16 protein-coding genes are annotated in these 15,635 nt (G+C 67.0%); 15 read left to right on the top strand and 1 reads right to left on the bottom strand.

What is annotated here, in order from left to right; genetic code table 11:
- Positions 1-165 precede the first annotated feature (165 nt).
- Positions 166-1,320, top strand: coding sequence for a 5-(carboxyamino)imidazole ribonucleotide synthase (locus ACQE3M_RS08330; protein WP_430505130.1), 1,155 nt, complete (start codon positions 166-168; stop codon positions 1,318-1,320).
- A 52-nt stretch (positions 1,321-1,372) separates the two neighbouring features.
- Positions 1,373-1,996: a 5-(carboxyamino)imidazole ribonucleotide mutase gene (purE, locus tag ACQE3M_RS08325; RefSeq protein ID WP_430505129.1), complete on the top strand. Its 624-nt coding sequence runs from the start codon at positions 1,373-1,375 to the stop codon at positions 1,994-1,996.
- Positions 1,997-2,121: 125 nt separating this feature from the next.
- On the opposite strand, the gene ACQE3M_RS08320 is transcribed toward purE, so the two are convergent.
- Complete coding sequence (locus ACQE3M_RS08320) at positions 2,122-2,262, bottom strand: hypothetical protein (RefSeq protein WP_430505128.1); 141 nt, start codon at positions 2,260-2,262, stop codon at positions 2,122-2,124.
- A 286-nt stretch (positions 2,263-2,548) separates the two neighbouring features.
- Here ACQE3M_RS08320 and ACQE3M_RS08315 point away from each other — a divergent pair, with 286 nt between their 5' ends.
- The 13 genes from ACQE3M_RS08315 to ACQE3M_RS08255 all read left to right on the top strand — a co-directional run bounded on the left by ACQE3M_RS08315 (position 2,549) and on the right by ACQE3M_RS08255 (position 15,543).
- Entirely contained in the window at positions 2,549-3,856 is a 1,308-nt protein-coding gene (locus tag ACQE3M_RS08315; protein WP_430505127.1) for an MFS transporter, read from the top strand.
- Positions 3,857-3,945: 89 nt separating this feature from the next.
- Positions 3,946-4,227 (top strand): hypothetical protein, encoded by a 282-nt coding sequence (locus tag ACQE3M_RS08310; protein ID WP_430505126.1) that lies wholly within the window; start codon positions 3,946-3,948, stop codon positions 4,225-4,227.
- An 870-nt stretch (positions 4,228-5,097) separates the two neighbouring features.
- Complete coding sequence (locus ACQE3M_RS08305) at positions 5,098-5,514, top strand: NADH-quinone oxidoreductase subunit A (protein WP_430505125.1); 417 nt, start codon at positions 5,098-5,100, stop codon at positions 5,512-5,514.
- Complete coding sequence (locus ACQE3M_RS08300) at positions 5,511-6,209, top strand: NADH-quinone oxidoreductase subunit B (RefSeq protein WP_430505124.1); 699 nt, start codon at positions 5,511-5,513, stop codon at positions 6,207-6,209. The genes ACQE3M_RS08305 and ACQE3M_RS08300 overlap by 4 nt, the downstream gene beginning before the upstream one ends.
- A complete protein-coding gene (locus ACQE3M_RS08295; protein ID WP_430505123.1) occupies positions 6,206-7,885 on the top strand; it encodes an NADH-quinone oxidoreductase subunit D in 1,680 nt (559 codons plus the stop codon). Before ACQE3M_RS08300 ends, ACQE3M_RS08295 begins: the two co-directional genes overlap by 4 nt.
- Positions 7,885-8,979, top strand: coding sequence for a complex I subunit 1/NuoH family protein (locus ACQE3M_RS08290; protein ID WP_430505122.1), 1,095 nt, complete (start codon positions 7,885-7,887; stop codon positions 8,977-8,979). The genes ACQE3M_RS08295 and ACQE3M_RS08290 overlap by 1 nt, the downstream gene beginning before the upstream one ends.
- Positions 8,979-9,440, top strand: a complete 462-nt coding sequence (locus tag ACQE3M_RS08285; protein WP_430505121.1) for a NuoI/complex I 23 kDa subunit family protein — start codon at positions 8,979-8,981, stop codon at positions 9,438-9,440. The genes ACQE3M_RS08290 and ACQE3M_RS08285 overlap by 1 nt, the downstream gene beginning before the upstream one ends.
- Positions 9,441-9,504: 64 nt before the next feature.
- Positions 9,505-9,768, top strand: coding sequence for an NADH-quinone oxidoreductase subunit J (locus tag ACQE3M_RS08280; protein WP_430505120.1), 264 nt, complete (start codon positions 9,505-9,507; stop codon positions 9,766-9,768).
- The gene (locus tag ACQE3M_RS08275) at positions 9,765-10,184 is read left to right on the top strand and encodes a hypothetical protein (RefSeq protein WP_430505119.1); all 420 of its coding nucleotides are present in this window, start codon (positions 9,765-9,767) and stop codon (positions 10,182-10,184) included. The genes ACQE3M_RS08280 and ACQE3M_RS08275 overlap by 4 nt, the downstream gene beginning before the upstream one ends.
- Positions 10,184-10,486, top strand: coding sequence for an NADH-quinone oxidoreductase subunit NuoK (gene nuoK, locus ACQE3M_RS08270; protein WP_430505118.1), 303 nt, complete (start codon positions 10,184-10,186; stop codon positions 10,484-10,486). The genes ACQE3M_RS08275 and nuoK overlap by 1 nt, the downstream gene beginning before the upstream one ends.
- A 1-nt stretch (position 10,487) precedes the next feature.
- Positions 10,488-12,509, top strand: coding sequence for an NADH-quinone oxidoreductase subunit L (nuoL, locus tag ACQE3M_RS08265; RefSeq protein WP_430505117.1), 2,022 nt, complete (start codon positions 10,488-10,490; stop codon positions 12,507-12,509).
- Positions 12,506-14,035, top strand: coding sequence for a complex I subunit 4 family protein (locus ACQE3M_RS08260; RefSeq protein ID WP_430505116.1), 1,530 nt, complete (start codon positions 12,506-12,508; stop codon positions 14,033-14,035). Before nuoL ends, ACQE3M_RS08260 begins: the two co-directional genes overlap by 4 nt.
- Positions 14,035-15,543 carry an NADH-quinone oxidoreductase subunit N gene (locus ACQE3M_RS08255; protein WP_430505115.1) on the top strand — a complete coding sequence of 503 codons (1,509 nt, stop codon included), beginning with the start codon at positions 14,035-14,037 and terminating at the stop codon, positions 15,541-15,543. The genes ACQE3M_RS08260 and ACQE3M_RS08255 overlap by 1 nt, the downstream gene beginning before the upstream one ends.
- The last annotated feature ends 92 nt before the right edge of the window (positions 15,544-15,635 follow it).

The raw sequence follows: 15,635 nt of genomic DNA, 5'->3' as shown, positions 1-15,635 counted from the left end.
CTAGCGATTGCGTTTCCGAGTGTTCGCCACGGCGGCAGTGACGAGGTGAGCCACTCGGACCGACGTCGCTGGCGATCGACCCTGTCCGCATCTCGATCCATACTTGTGCCTATTCTGTCGTCGACTGTGGGAAGATTTATACAGTATTGTAGCCCATTTCCCGGTGTGACGGTCTCGTTACCAGGACCGACGCTGGGCGTCGTTGGCGGCGGCCAGCTCGGTCGGATGCTCGGTGAAGCCGCAGCGCCGCTCGGCGTCGAGGTCGTGGTGTCGGACCCGACGCCGGACTGCCCCGCCGCGCCGGTCGTGAGCGACCAGGTCGTCGGCGCGTTCGACGACCCCGACACGATCCGGGAGCTGGCATCGCGCGTGGACGTCCTCACGTTCGAGATCGAGCTCGCGGACCCCGACGTCCTCGACGCCGTCAGCGAGGAGTACGACGTGCCGGTCCACCCGGATCCGGCGACGCTCCGCACGATCCAGGACAAGCTCGTCCAGACGGAGACGCTCGCGGATGCCGGGATCCCGGTCCCCGAGTTCGTCGGTGTCGATACACCCGGAGAGCTCGAATCCGCCGTCGACGACATGGGCGGCGTCATGCTCAAGGCGCGGGAGGGCGGCTACGACGGTCGGGGCACGTTGCCGGTCCAGCCCGGCGACGACCCGGAAGCGGCCCTGGAGGAGATCGGCGGCAACGCGATGGCCGAGCGGCTCGTCGACTTCGAGCGCGAGCTGTCGGTCATCGGCGTCGTCGGCGCCGACGAGATCCGGACGTACCCGGTGACGGAGACGATCCACCGCGACGAGATCCTCCGAGAGAGCGTGTCGCCCGCGCGGGCGACCGACCCCGTCCGCGACCGCGCGCAGTCCGTCGCGCGCGACGTGCTCGAACTCCTCGACGGCCGCGGCACCTACGGTATCGAGCTGTTCGAGACGACGGAAGGCGAGATCCTCGTCAACGAGATCGCGCCGCGACCCCACAACTCCGGCCACTGGACCATCGAGGGCGCCCGCGCCTCGCAGTTCGAGAACCACGTCCGGGGCGTCCTCGGCTGGCCGCTCGGCTCGACGGATCTCGTCGCGCCCGCGGTCACCGCCAACGTCCTCGGCGACGTCGACGAGCGCACGACGGCGACGCTCCGCGGCGTCGACGGCGTGCTCGACGAGGACACCGCCGCGATGCACTGGTACGGCAAGCGCGAGGTGTACCCGCTTCGGAAGATGGGCCACCTCACGCTCACCGGATCCGCCGTCGACCCCGGTGAGTTGCTCGCTCGTGCGCGGTCGCTCCGCGACGGCCTGACCTTCGAACGCGACTGACGACGACCGATAATCGTTTATCAAATATCGCTGAGTGACTCCACATACCCTCATGACCACCGTTCAGGACCTCATCGACCGACTGGAAGCCGAAGCCGCACAGCACGCCGACCCGGAAACGACCCCCGACGTCGGGATCATCATGGGCTCGGACTCGGACCTCCCGACGATGGAGGGCGCGTTCGACGCGCTCACCGAGCTCGGCTTCGCCGAGCAGACCGACTTCGAGGAGCCGCCCGCCCAGCGGTTCACGTTCGAGAGCTACGTCGTCTCCGCGCACCGCACGCCGGAGCTGATGGAGGCGTACGCGCAGACTGCGGCGGACCGCGGGATCGACGTCATCATCGCCGGCGCGGGCGGGAAGTCGGCGGACCTCCCGAATATGACGGCCTCGCTGGCGTTCCCGGTCCCCGTCATCGGGGTCCCGGTGCAGGAGAAGTCCGTCGACAGCGTCATCGGGATGCCGACGGGCGCGCCCCTCGTCGCCGTCGACGCCGGGAAGTCGTTCAACGCCGGCCTGTCGGCGGCGCAGGTCCTCGCCCGCGAGCACGAGGCGATCGAGGAGCGCCTCGTCGGCTATCACGAGGACCTCAAGGGCGACGTCGCCGAGGTTTCCGCGGCGTTACACGACGAAGGTATCGAGGCGTTCCAGCGACGCCAGCGAAGCGAGGAGTAACTGCGGACGGGAGCGCGATGTCGAAGCGGTAGGGCGCGGCGGAGCGACGTCGAGGGGGCAGTTCGGAGGGTGAGCGGCAGGGAATTCGGATGGCCGCCGATCGACCGCGTACGGGTCGGTTTGGGTCAGCGAGCGGGTCCGGCTTCCCTCTCCTCTATCCACTCCTCAGAGAGAAACTCGTCCGCACACCGGTCGCAAAGCGTCAGTTCCAGCTCCCGCGGTCCGTCAGTGACCGTATCCAGCTCGAGAAAGTAGGTATCCGCCACGCGATCTTCTCGCTCGCAGTTGTCGCAGGGACGCATTGGGTCGGAGGTTCTTTTCATATACGTATTAAGTAGTGCCTTCTTCACGACCAGATACTGTTTTGCGTAACTGAGTAACACGTCGCCCGCGCGCACACCGTCGGGGTCCGATCGAGGCCCCGTAGCCGTCGATCTGTATTCTCGGGGGCGGGGACACCCAGTGCGGCCGTCCCTCCCGGAGGACCGATCAGCGTGGCGATTCCCACCGGTACCCACAAACGTAACGGGGTACCGGTGGGTTCCTTCGAGCGTGCCGTCACGCCTGATCGAGTGGCTCGCGAACGTCCCCGAGGTCGCCGCAGAGCTGTGGCGCGGGGGACGCGGGCCGGTCCTCGTCGCGGTCGCCGCCGGCTGGTTCCTCTCGCTCGGCGTCCGGATGATGTACCCGGCGGTCCTCCCGCATCTCCGGACCGCCTTCGAGCTGGACCTGACCACCGCCGGCCTGCTCATCAGCGGGCTCTGGGCCGCATACGCGCTGGGGCAGCTGCCGGGCGGGATGCTCGACGACCACGTCGACGAGGGGCGGGTGCTGGTAGTCAGCTCGGTCGTCTCCGCGGTCCTGCTGGCCGCGGTCGTCGCGGCCGGGAGCGTCGCCCTCGTCTTTGGGGCGACCCTGGCCTTCGGGTTCGCAACCGCGCTGTACGGCGTCGCCCGCTTCACGCTCCTCTCGGAGCTCTACCCGGACCACGACGGCACGGCTATCGGGCTGACGATGGCGGCGGGCGACCTCGGCAACTCGGTGTTACCCCCGGCTGCCGGCCTGCTCGCCGTCGCTGTCGCCTGGCAGGCCGGGATCGCCGTCGCGGTGCCGCTGTTCCTCGTCGCCGCCGTCGCGCTCCACCTCGTGGTCTCGAACGGGAACGTCCGCGACGGCGGCGACGGTTCAGGTGGCAACGCCGACCCGGATGGGGCGGACGATCCGGACGGGGAGGACCCTCCGGGGAGCGACGATCCGGACGGGCTCCGGGACACGGTCGCCCGACTCGCGACGGCGTTCCGGAGCCAGCCGGTCCTCCTCGTCGTGGCCATCCAGACCCTCGGATACGCCGTCTGGCAGTCGTTTACGGCCTTCTATCCGACGTACCTCGTCGAGGCGAAGGGTATCGCGCCGACGACCGCGACGGCGCTGTTCGGGGGCTTCTTCGCGCTCGGGATCCTCGTCAAGCCGCTTGCGGGGTCCGCGTACGACGAGTACGGATTGCGACGGTCGCTGCCGGTGCTGCTGGTCGGGATCACGGTCGCGCTGTTCCTGCTCCCGTTCGTCGACGGGTTCGTCGCCGTCGTCGGCGTCACGGCGCTGGCGAGCAGCGTGCTCGGGTACGGCACGGTCACGCTGACGTTCCTCACCGACGCGCTCCCGGAGACCGTCCAGGGCACCGGCCTCGGCGCGTTGCGAACGGGCTACATGGGCGTCGGGGCCGGCGGTCCGACGGTTGTGGGTGCGCTGGCGGACGCCGGCTTCTTCGACGAGGCGTTTCTCCTGCTGGGCTGCATCGCTGCCGGCATGCTCGGGCTCTGCCTGCTCGTGCCGCCGGGCGTGACCCCCGAGGACGTCTGACCGACCTCCTCTGTCGCCGGCGGCTGGGCGGGCTCGGTTGAGCGGGGGAGGACGGCGGATCATTTATTCCTGGCCTCGGATGGGTCGGTATGAGCACGACCACGCGCAAGCTGCGAGCGTACGTCGACCACTTCCTGCCGCGGGAGGTCGTCGGCCCCGTGATCATCGTCTTCTCGCTGGAAGGGGTCATCGACGGGATCTTCACGGAGTACGTGCCCGCGGCGTACGAGACGCTGGGCTGGGGCATCGTGTTCCTGATCTCGATCGTCGTCGTCGCGTACTGGGGGAGCGTCGACGAGGAGGGACTCGACGAACTCGAGGACCGACTCGAGGAGATCGAGGAGGAGTCCGTGGAAGGGGATGGATCGTGACGATACTGTTGGGTCGTCGTGAGCGATGCCACTCGGCATGCCCAGAAAGCCCCAGTCGTTGAGCGGTCGCTTTTATAAACAGAACCGGCTGGCTCCGAAGTCGCCACCACTCGGCATGCCCAGAAAGCCCCAGCCGCCGAGACGCTCGCGCCGCTCGCTGCGCGCCTCGTCAGCTCACTCGCTTCGCTCGTTCGCTGGCTCGGTGCTTGCGTCGCGGGGCTTCGCGCTCGGCGGCTGCCCCTTTCAGTCCCGCCCCGGAGTGGTGGCCGGGGCGTCGCTCGCGGCGGCTGGCGGGCGGTCACTGCGCGGTTGCAGTGGCGCGCGCGATTAACGCGTGCGAGGGAGGCCGGCGCCGAGGCGGTGCGGTTCCGGCGCCGGCCGAGGCTGGGGAGGGCCGAGGCTTGCGGTAGCCTTGCGGTGCTGTGGCTGTCGCGGTCGCGGTTGCGGTCCTGGTGGACTGAAAGGGCGACGGCCGGTCGCGGCGTAGCGTAGTCGCTGAGGCGACCCCTATCCGCGCCGGGCGGTGCTGAGAGGCGCGGATATGTCCCTCAGCGACCGCGAGCGGCCGAGGGCTTTCTGGATGTTTGCGGTGCCGTCGAGCGCAGCAACGTCTACGCCTGCAGATCCAGTTTATAAGCAAGAGCGGCCGAGGGCTTCTGCGATAGCCGTACCCCATCTTTCAGAATACTCTGTTTATAAGCAAGACCACCGCGAGCGCTCACATCGTTTCCTCGCTCTGAAACGACCGATACCCAGTCATCTCGACCCGAATAGCGGAGAGTCCTCTTGAGTCCGGCGGTATGCCCGCGCGTGCGAGAATCAACGCTTATGTACCGGCCAGTCAAAGTCGCGCACGTTACGGAGACCTATATGAGCGATTGGATAGCTATCGGCGCACTGGCGGTCGTTGGCCTGGTCATTCCGTTAGGGATGATGGCAGTGTCAGCGCTTCTCCGTCCGAGTGTGCCAGAGCAAGGGAAAAAGGCCGTCTACGAGTCCGGTGAGGTACCGACGGGTCCCGCACAGGCCCGGTTCAACATCCAGTACTACATGGTTGCGCTGTTGTTCGTCGTGTTCGACATCGAAACCGTGCTGCTGTTCCCGTGGGCCGTCGTCTTCCGCCCCGCGCTGGATGCAGGGGTCCCGCTGACGCGGGTTCTCTGGCCGATGCTTGCCTTCGTCGGAATCCTCGCTATCGGGCTCGTGTGGGCGTGGCGCAACGGAGCAGTCGAATGGACTCGCAGTCCCCGTGCAACGCGCCGCAAGACGGAGCGTGACCAGACATGAGTAGTGACCAACCTTTCCGTACGGACGAATCTGCCGTAGAAACCAAGACCCGAGAGGCCCGGATGTCGGGCCAGGACAACCGGTTCAACTCGCGGCTGCGTGAGACGCTCGGTTCCTCCCCGTTCATCCTCACGAAGTTCGACAAGTTCATGAACTGGGTCCGCGGGTCCTCGATGTTCATGCTGCAGTTCGGGATCGCCTGCTGCAGCATCGAAATGATGCACACCTACGCGGTCAAACACGACCTCGACCGCTTCGGCGCCGGTGTGCCACGCGCGTCCCCGCGGCAGGCGGACGTGATCATCGTCCCCGGGACGATCGTCTCGAAGTTCGCCCCGCGGATGAAGCGCGTGTACGACCAGATGCCCGAGCCGAAGTTCGTCATCGGCATGGGCTCGTGTACCATCTCCGGTGGCCCGTTCCAGGATGGCTACAACGTCATCAAGGGCGCGGAGGAGGTCATCCCGGTCGACATCCACGTCCCGGGCTGTCCGCCCCGCCCCGAGGCGCTGGTGTACGGCGTCGCCAAGCTGCAGGAGCGCGTCGCCAACGGCGAGTCCTCGCCGGTGACGGTGAAGCCGTACGAGCTCGAACAGTTCTCCGATCTGGAGCGCGACGAGCTGGTCGACCAGCTCGCCGACGAGATCGACGAGGACGACCTCGTGATGCGATACGACTTCGCTGATTCGCCATGAGCCTGGAAGAACCAGAATCCGAGACGGACGTGGGCACCGCCGAACTCACCGCGGACGAGCCCGACGAGCTCGCCGCCCTGCTGGGCGAGAACGTCCTCGACCGCGAGGAGCACGTCAATGCGCCCGGTTTCGTCATCCGCCCGGACGCCGTCCAGGACACGCTCTCGACGCTGAAGGAGGAGGCCGGCTACGACCACCTCTCGTGCGTCTCCGCACAGGAGTACGACGACCGGTACGAGTCGATCTACCACCTGAAGAAGTTCGACGACCCGACCGACGAGGTCAGCGTCGTCGTCCCCGCCGACCCCGAGAACCCGGTCTCCGAGTCCGCGGAACCGGTGTTCCGGACGGCCGACTGGCACGAGCGTGAGGCGTACGACCTCGTCGGGATCGACTACGACGACCACCCCGACCTGCGCCGCATCCTCCTGCCGGAGACCTGGCAGGGCCACCCGCTCAGCCAGGACTACGACGAGGACCACCCGCAGATCGTCCCCCTGCGCGAGCACGCGAACCCGCTGCAGGAGGACCACGAGGCCGAGGACGACTCGGACACGATGTTCCTCAACATCGGGCCGCACCACCCGGCGACCCACGGCGTCCTGCACCTGAAGACGACGCTGGACGGGGAGCAGGTGGCCGACGTCGAGTCCGACATCGGCTACCTCCACCGCTGTGAGGAGCAGATGGCCCAGAACAGCACCTACCGGTACCAGATCATGCCGTACCCGGACCGCTGGGACTACATCTCGGCGGGGCTGCTCAACGAGTGGGCCTACGCCCGCGCGGCCGAGGACATGGCCGACATCGACGTGCCGGAGTACGCCCAGGTCATCCGGACGATGGGCGCGGAGCTGTGCCGGATCGCCGCGCACATGCTCGCAGTCGGGACGTTCGCGCTCGACGTCTACGGCGACTTCACGGCCATCTTCATGTACGCCATCCGCGAGCGCGAGAAGGTCCAGAACATCCTCGAGGACCTGACGGGCCAGCGGCTGATGTTCAACTACTTCCGGCTCGGCGGCGTCGTCTGGGACCTGCCGGAGCCGCGCGACGAGTTCTTCTCGAACACGCGCGACTTCCTCGACGAGCTTCCGGAGGCGGTCGAGGAGTTCCACGACATGATCACCTCCAACGAGATCCTCCAGCTGCGGACGATCGACACGGGGATCCTGCCGCCGGAGGTCGCGAAGGACTACGGCGCCACCGGCCCGGTGCTGCGCGGTTCGGGCGTCGACTACGACCTGCGCCGTGACGACCCCTACGGCTACTACGACGAGCTCGACTGGGACGTCGTCACCGAGGACGGCTGCGACAACTACGCGCGCCTGCTCGTCCGCTTGCGCGAGGTCGAGGAGTCCGCGAAGATCATCGAGCAGTGTGTCGACCTGCTCGAGGACTGGCCCGAGGAGGAGCGGAACATCCAGGCCAACGTCCCGCGGACCATCCGCCCGGACGAGGACAAGGAGATCTACCGCGCCGTCGAGGGCGCGAAGGGCGAACTCGGTATCTACATGCGCTCTGACGGCACGGAGAAGCCGGGTCGCTTCAAGATCCGCTCGCCGTGCTTCTCGAACCTGCAGACGCTGCCGGAGATGGCGAACGGGGAGTACATCCCCGACGTGGTCGCCGCGCTCGGCAGCCTGGACATCGTCCTCGGGGAGGTCGACCGCTAATGACCGGGGGCGTCGTGACCGCCGGTGCGGTGCCGGCTCAGCTGTTCCCTGAGCAGATCGCGAACCTGCTCGGGCTCTCCGGCCTCGCCGGGCAGCTCGTCGGCGCGGCCATCGCCGCGTTCGTCGTCGGCAATATCATGCTCGCAATGACCGGCGTCGCCGGCCCGTGGGCGAAACGGAAGATCACGGCGGCGTTCACCGACCGCATCGCCGTCAACCGCATCGGCCCGTTCGGGCTGTTCATCATCGTCGCCGACGCGGTCCGGCTCCTCTCGAAGGAGCTCATCGTGCCGGAGGGCGTCGACCGCCCGACCTGGGACCTCGCGCCCATCGTGCTGCCGGCGTCGGCCCTGCTTGGGTTCGCCGTCATTCCGATGGGCCACCTCGGACCGTTCAACATCCACCTCGCGGACCCCGAATCGGGGCTCGCGGTCGTGTTCGCGTTCGCCTCCATCGCCTCGCTCTCGCTGGTGATGGCCGGGCGCGCGTCGAACAACAAGTACTCGCTGCTCGGTGGCCTCCGCGCCGTCGCGCAGAACCTGGCGTACGAGATCCCGCTCATCGTGACGGCGATGTCCGTCGTCGTGTTCGCGGGCTCGCTCCGGATGGGCGAGATCGTTGCCGTGCAGCAGGAGACGCTGTTCACCGTCGCCGGGTTCGCCGTGCCGTCCTGGTACGCGTTCGTGAACCCGTTCGCGTTCCTGCTGTTCCTCGTCGCCAACATGGCGGAGATCGGCCGGAACCCGTTCGACATCCCGGAGGCGCCCACGGAGATCATCGCCGGGTACCAGACGGAGTACTCCTCCGTCTACTTCGTGCTGTTCTACCTGGGCGAGTTCCTCCACGTGTTCCTCGGCGGCGCCATCATGACGACGGCGTTCCTCGGGGGCGCGGCCGGCCCCGGCCCGGAGAGCATTAGCTTCATCTGGTTCGTGGTGAAGATCTGGGCCTTCTTCCTGTTCACCCAGTGGTGCCGGTCCGCGCTGCCGCGGGTCCGCATCGACCAGCTGATCGAGATCGGCTGGAAGGGAATGCTCGTGCTGTCGTTCGCGAACCTGGTCCTCACGGCCGTACTCGTGGGGGTGATCGTCTAATGATCGGACTGCTCAAATCCATGGCAACCACGATGAAGCACGCGCTCAACGGCAAGACCTTCACGGTCGAGTATCCGGAGACAGCTCCGGAGGTGAGCCCGCGCTTCCGTGGCGTCCACAAGTTCAGTCAGGAGCGGTGTATCTGGTGTCGGCAGTGTGAGAACGTCTGTCCGAACGACACGATCCAGATCGTGATGGACGACCAGCGGAACGGCGAGGAGTACAACCTCCACATCGGCCAGTGTATCTACTGCCGGCTCTGCGAGGAGGTCTGTCCCGTCGACGCCATTCTGCTGACCCAGAACTTCGAGTTCACCGCGGACACGAAGGACGACTTCGTGTACAACAAAGAACAGCTGAAGAACGTCCCCTGGTACAAGGGGATCGACCCGCTCAACTCCCGCAACCCCGACCGCAGTGCGTGGGTCGGCGAGGGTGACGGGGAGGTCGACTACCAATAGTTTCGGGAACGGCAGCGAGCCGTTCTCGAAATCTTCAAAGGGAATCTCAAAGGAGACACATACAATGGTCCTTGAAACCATCGCGTTCGCGCTGTTCGCCCTGGTCACAGTGGCGGCCAGCCTGGGCGTCGTACTCGTGGAGGACGTGTTCCACGCGTCCCTCCTCCTGGGTGCGGCCCTATTGAGCGTCGCGGTGCACTACGTGATGTTACAGGCGGAGTTTCTCGCCGCCATGCAGGTGCTCGTCTACGTGGGCGGGGTCCTCATTCTCATCACGTTCGCCGTGATGCTCACGCGATCGAACGAAACGGAGGTGAGTAGCGCATGAGTAGCGACTCGGACGCCAGCGACGCGGGCGCCGCTGCCGAAGGCGCCGGCGACGTCGGGGGCGTCGAGGAGCGCGGGCTGGTGCCCGGGCTCGCGGCGCTCCTGCTGTTCGGCGTCATGAGCGCCGTCTTCGTGGGCGCCGACTTCGGGACGCCGACCGGCTTCGAGCTGTCGGGCGAGGCCGCCGACACGATCACCCACAACATCGGGTACGCCCTGCTCGACCTCGAGGTCGGCAGTCTCGCGGCCGCCACCGAGGGCTTCCTGGCGGCGTTCATCATCGTCGCGCTGACGCTGGACGTCGCCGTTGACGGCGCCCTCTACCTCGCGAAGCGCGAGGAGGGCGGCAGCGTCATCTCGGCCGTCGGCGGCGCGTTCACGCGCGGCCGGAAGGTCGACGACGGAGGTGAGCGCTGATGCTCCCGCCGGAGTACTACCTGGTGCTCGCCGCGGCCGTGTTCTGTATCGGCCTCTTCGGCGTGTTGACCCGGCGCAACGCGCTCTTCTTCCTGATGAGCGTCGAGCTCATGCTCAACGCGGCGAACATCAACTTCGTCGCCTTCTCGGAGTTCTACGGCGACCTGACCGGTCAGGTGTTCGCCCTGTTCGTGATCGCGCTGGCTGCCGCCGAGGTCGCCATCGGGATCGGCATTATCCTCGTGCTGTATCGCAACTTTGGTGACACAGACGTGACTGTTCCAACGGAGATGAGGTGGTGAAATGGTAGCGTTCGACTACGTGCCGGCGATCGTCCTGCTGCCGTTCGTATCGTTCCTCGTCGCCTTAGCCTTCCGCGACGCCCTGCCGAAGGGCGGTGCCATCCCCGGCATCGCCGCGACGGCCGGCTCGTTCGTGCTGTCGCTGTGGGCGGCCGCGGCCGTCGCTGGCGGCGACGCGTACAACGAGACGCTGTACACGTGGGCGGGCGGCGAGCAGTTCGAGCTCACGTTCGGCGTCCTTATCGACCCGCTGTCGGCGCTGATGCTCGTCATCGTGACGCTCGTCGCGACGCTGGTCCACGTCTTCTCGCTGGGCTACATGAACGACGAGGGCGAGACGGGACTGCCGCGGTACTACGCCGGGCTCGGCCTGTTCACGGCCTCGATGCTCGGGTTCGTCGTCGCCGACAACCTGCTTCTGGCCTTCATGTTCTTCGAGCTGGTCGGGCTCTGCTCGTACCTGCTCATCGGCTTCCACTTCCGACAGCCGGGGCCGGCGTCGGCGGCGAAGAAGGCGTTCCTCGTCACCCGCTTCGGTGACTACTTCTTCCTCGTCGGCGTCGTCGCGGTGTTCGTCACCTTCGGCTCCGCCGGCTTCGCCGGGGAGCACTCCTTCCCGCACCTCGCGGAGCAGGCGCTCAACGGCGAGTTCGACGCCTGGACGCCGTTCGGCATGGCGGCCCAGTCGTGGTTCACCGTCGTCGGCCTGCTGATTCTTGGCGGCGTCGTCGGCAAGTCCGCCCAGTTCCCGCTGCACACCTGGCTCCCCGACGCGATGGAGGGTCCGACGCCCGTCTCCGCGCTCATCCACGCAGCGACGATGGTCGCGGCCGGCGTCTACCTCGTTGCGCGGATGTACGGCTTCTACGCGCTGACGCCGACGACGATGGCGGTGATCGCCTTCATCGGCGGCTTCACGGCGCTGTTCGCGGCGACGATGGGCGTCGTCAAGGATGAGCTGAAGCAGGTGCTCGCGTACTCGACGATCTCGCAGTACGGCTACATGATGCTCGCGCTGGGGGCCGGCGGCTACGTGGCCGCGGTCTTCCACCTGATGACCCACGCGTTCTTCAAGGCGCTGCTGTTCCTCGGCGCCGGGTCGGTCATCATCGCGATGCACCACAACGAGGACATGTGGGACATGGGCGGGCTGAAGTCGAAGATGCCCGTCACCTACTACACGTTCCTCGCGGGCTCGCTCGCGCTCGCGGGCATCTTCCCGTTCGCCGGCTTCTGGTCGAAAGACGAGATCCTCTTCGAGGCGCTCGTTCACGGGCTCGACACGCCGCTCATCCTGGGCGGCTGGATCATGGGCCTGCTCGCGGTGCCCGTCACCGCGTTCTACACGTTCCGGATGGTCTTCCTGACGTTCCACGGCGACGCACGCTCGGACACGGCGCGTGATCCCGAGCCGGTCGGCTGGAACGTGAAGGGGCCGCTCACGGTGCTCGGCTCGCTGGCGGTCGTCGCCGGCGTCGTCAACATGGTGCCGGTGAAGAAGCTGTTCGGCCTGAAGGACATCGACTTCCTCCACCGCTGGCTGAACAACGACTTCGGCGGCATCGAGGGGCTCTCCTCGCACCACTACCACGAGGTCGGCCCGTACCACGCGTCGTACATCGCCGGCGGCGAGACGGCCACGATGCTCATCGGCGCTGGCCTCTCGCTCGGCCTGGCCGTGCTCGGGCTGCTCGTCGCGTGGAAGCTCTACAACGTCGCGCAGCCGACGGAGCACACCGCCAAGCTGGGCGGGATCAAGGACGTACTGTACAACAACTACTACCAGGACGAACTGCAGGTGTGGCTCGCTTACCGGACGCAGGACGTCGCCGGCGTGGCCGACACGTTCGACCAGGGGATCGTCGACGGCGTCGTCAACGGGATCTCCTCGGTCAGCCTCGCGGGCGGTGACCGCATCCGGAAGATCCAGACCGGCATCGTCACGAACTACGCGGCGATGCTCACCATCGGCCTCATCGGGCTCATTGTCGTCCTGGGCGTTCTCGGGGGGTGGTTCCTGTGATAATCGAAACGCTCATCGCCGTCACGTTCGTGAGCGCGCTGCTCGTGATGCTCGCTCCGGACGAGTGGGCACACAAGCTCGCGTTCGCGCTCAGTCTGATTCCCTTCGTCGGGAGTCTCTACATGTGGTCCCGGTTCGACGCGGTCGGCAACGCCCTGACGGGCGGCGAGATCGCGTTCGCAACACAGCAGGACTGGCTCACCGTCGGCGGCTACACCATGCAGTGGTTCGTCGGCGTCGACGGCATCAGCCTCCCGCTGATCGTGATGACGACGTTCCTCGTCCCGCTGGCGATCCTGTCGGCGTGGACGCCCATCAGCGAGCGGCTCGGCCAGTTCTACGGCCTGATGCTGTTCATGGAGGCGAACCTGATCGGTGTGTTCACCGCGCTGGACTTCTTCGTCTGGTTCATCTTCTGGGAGGCCGTCCTCGTCCCGATGTATCTGCTCATCGGCGTCTGGGGCGGCCCGCGCCGGAAGTACGCCGCGATCAAGTTCTTCGTGTACACGAACGCGGCCTCGCTGATCATGTTCATCGGCTTCACGTCGCTCGTGTTCTCGCTGGGCGACAGCGTGAGCACGTTCGGCCTGCCGGCGATCACGCAGGCGATCGCGGACGGCGGGATCGGCTCGTTCTACGGCATCGCGCCGTCGACGGTCGCGCTCGCGTCGTTCGTCGCGATGTTCTTCGGCTTCGCGGTGAAGGTGCCGATGGTGCCGGTTCACACCTGGCTGCCGGACGCTCACGTCGAGGCGCCGACGCCGGTGTCGGTGGTGCTGGCCGGCGTCCTCCTGAAGATGGGGACGTACGCGCTGCTCCGGTTCAACTTCACAATGTTGCCGGACCAGGCGCAGACGCTCGCCGTGCCCATCGCCGCCCTCGCCGTCATCTCGGTGATCTACGGCGCGATGCTGGCGCTGGCCCAGAAGGACTTCAAGCGCATCGTCGCGTACTCCTCCGTCTCGTCGATGGGGTACGTCATCCTGGGCCTGCTCGCGTTCACCGAGTACGGGCTCGGCGGCGCGACGTTCCAGATGGTCGCGCACGGCCTCATCTCGGGGCTGATGTTCATGTCCGTCGGCGTGTTCTACAACCAGACGCACACGCGGATGGTCGGGGACATGTCCGGGCTGGCCGACCGGATGCCCGTCGCGATGGGCATCCTCGTCGCCGGCGCGTTCGCGTACATGGGCCTCCCGCTGATGGCTGGCTTCGCCGGGGAGTTCTTCATCTTCGTCGGCTCCTTCGGCTCCACCGTCGCTGGCGGGCTGATGCCCGTCTTCACGGCCGCCGCGATGTTCGGTATCGTCATCGTCGCCGGCTACCTGCTGCTGGCCATGCAGCGCGTCCTCTTCGGGCCCTACGAGCTCGAAACCGACTACGAGGTCGGGCAGGCGCCGCTGCAGGACACGATCCCGCTGGCGACGCTGTTGCTGGCGATCATCGTGCTGGGCGTCGCCCCGGACCTGTTCTTCGAGATGATCCGTGACGCTGTCACGCCGCTTATCGACGGAGGTGCCAACTAATGGCTACCCAACTCGCTGAATGGACGGCACTGGCGCCGGCCCTGGCCCTCGCGGTCACCGGGCTGGTGCTGCTGCTCGCCGACACGCTGAACCCGGACAACCGCTCGAACACGCCGCTGGCCGTCGTCGGCACGGTCGGCGCGCTCACCTCGCTGGGCCTGACGGCCTGGTTCCTCGCCGCTGGCACGGGCCAGCCGGCGACGGGCGGCGAGATCCTGCTGTTCGCCGACGCGATCAAGGTCGACGGCCTCGGGCTGTTCTTCACGGCCATCTTTGCGTCCGTGACGGCCCTGGTCGTCGTCGCGAGCCACGACTACCTCGCCGACCACGAGGACCCCGGCGCGTTCTACTCGCTCATGCTGTTCGCCGCGACCGGCATGGCGCTGCTCTCGGTGGCGAACTCGCTGGCGGTCATCTTCGTCGCGCTGGAGATGGCGTCGCTGCCGTCGTACGCGCTGGTCGCGTACCTGAAGGAGAACCGCGGGAGCGTCGAGGCGGGACTGAAGTACTTCCTCGTCGGCGCCGTCTCCTCCGCCATCTTCGTGTTCGGTATCTCGCTCGTCTACGCCGCGACGGGCTCGCTGATCCTGGGCGACGTCGCCGCCGCATTCCAGGACATCGGTGACCTGGCCGGCGTCGCCGGCCTCGGCGTCGTGATGGTGCTCGGTGGCGTCGCGTTCAAGACTGCCTCCGTCCCGTTCCACTTCTGGGCGCCGGAGGCGTACGAGGGCGCGCCCGCCCCCGTGAGCGCGTTCCTCTCCTCGGCGTCGAAGGCGGCCGGCTTCGCCGTCGCCTTCCGCGTGTTCGTCGAGGCGTTCCCGCTCGGGGCCGCGACCGCCGCGGGCATCGACTGGGGCCTCGCGTTCGCCGTCGTCGCCATCGCGACGATGACGCTCGGGAACTTCGCCGCCGCCGTGCAGTCGAACGTGAAGCGCATGCTCGCGTACTCCTCCGTGGGGCACGCCGGCTACGCGCTCATCGGCCTCGCGGCGCTGTCGGCCGGTGGGACCCACAACGGCGACGTGATGGGCGCTGCGATGGCGCACCTGCTCGTCTACGGGTTCATGAACACCGGCGCGTTCCTGTTCGTCGCCCTGGTCGAGCACTGGGGCGTCGGCCGGACCTTCGAGGATTACAACGGCCTCGCGACGAAGGCGCCGATCGCCTCCCTCGCGATGACCGTCTTCATGTTCTCGCTGGCGGGGCTCCCCCCGTTCGGCGGGTTCTTCTCGAAGTACTTCCTGTTCATGGCGGCCGTGTTCAACGGCTTCTGGTGGCTCGCCGCCGTCGGCGCCCTGAACAGCGTCCTCTCGCTGTACTACTACAGCCGCGTCGTCAAGGCACTCTGGATCGAGGAGCCATCCGGTGACCTGTCGGCCCTCGACGACCGCCCGACCGCGCTGTACGCCGCCGTGCTGTTCGCCGCCGTCGCGACCGTGCTGATCCTGCCCGGCTTCGGGCCGGTCATCGAGACCGCGCAGTCGGTCGCGGCCGCGATCTTCCCGTAATTCCTCTTTTTCGAGGGTTGCGGATTTTTCTTGAAGGTTGAGAGAAGTCGACTCGGGTGGGCGATAATGACTTTGACGAGGTCTGAATGTTA

This window comes from Halosubterraneus shenae, from assembly GCF_050510935.1.
Classification (GTDB): Archaea; Halobacteriota; Halobacteria; order Halobacteriales; family Haloferacaceae; genus JBDGPU01.
The sequence above is the reverse complement of the archived record's forward strand: the minus strand, read 5'-3'. Positions and strand labels throughout refer to the sequence as shown.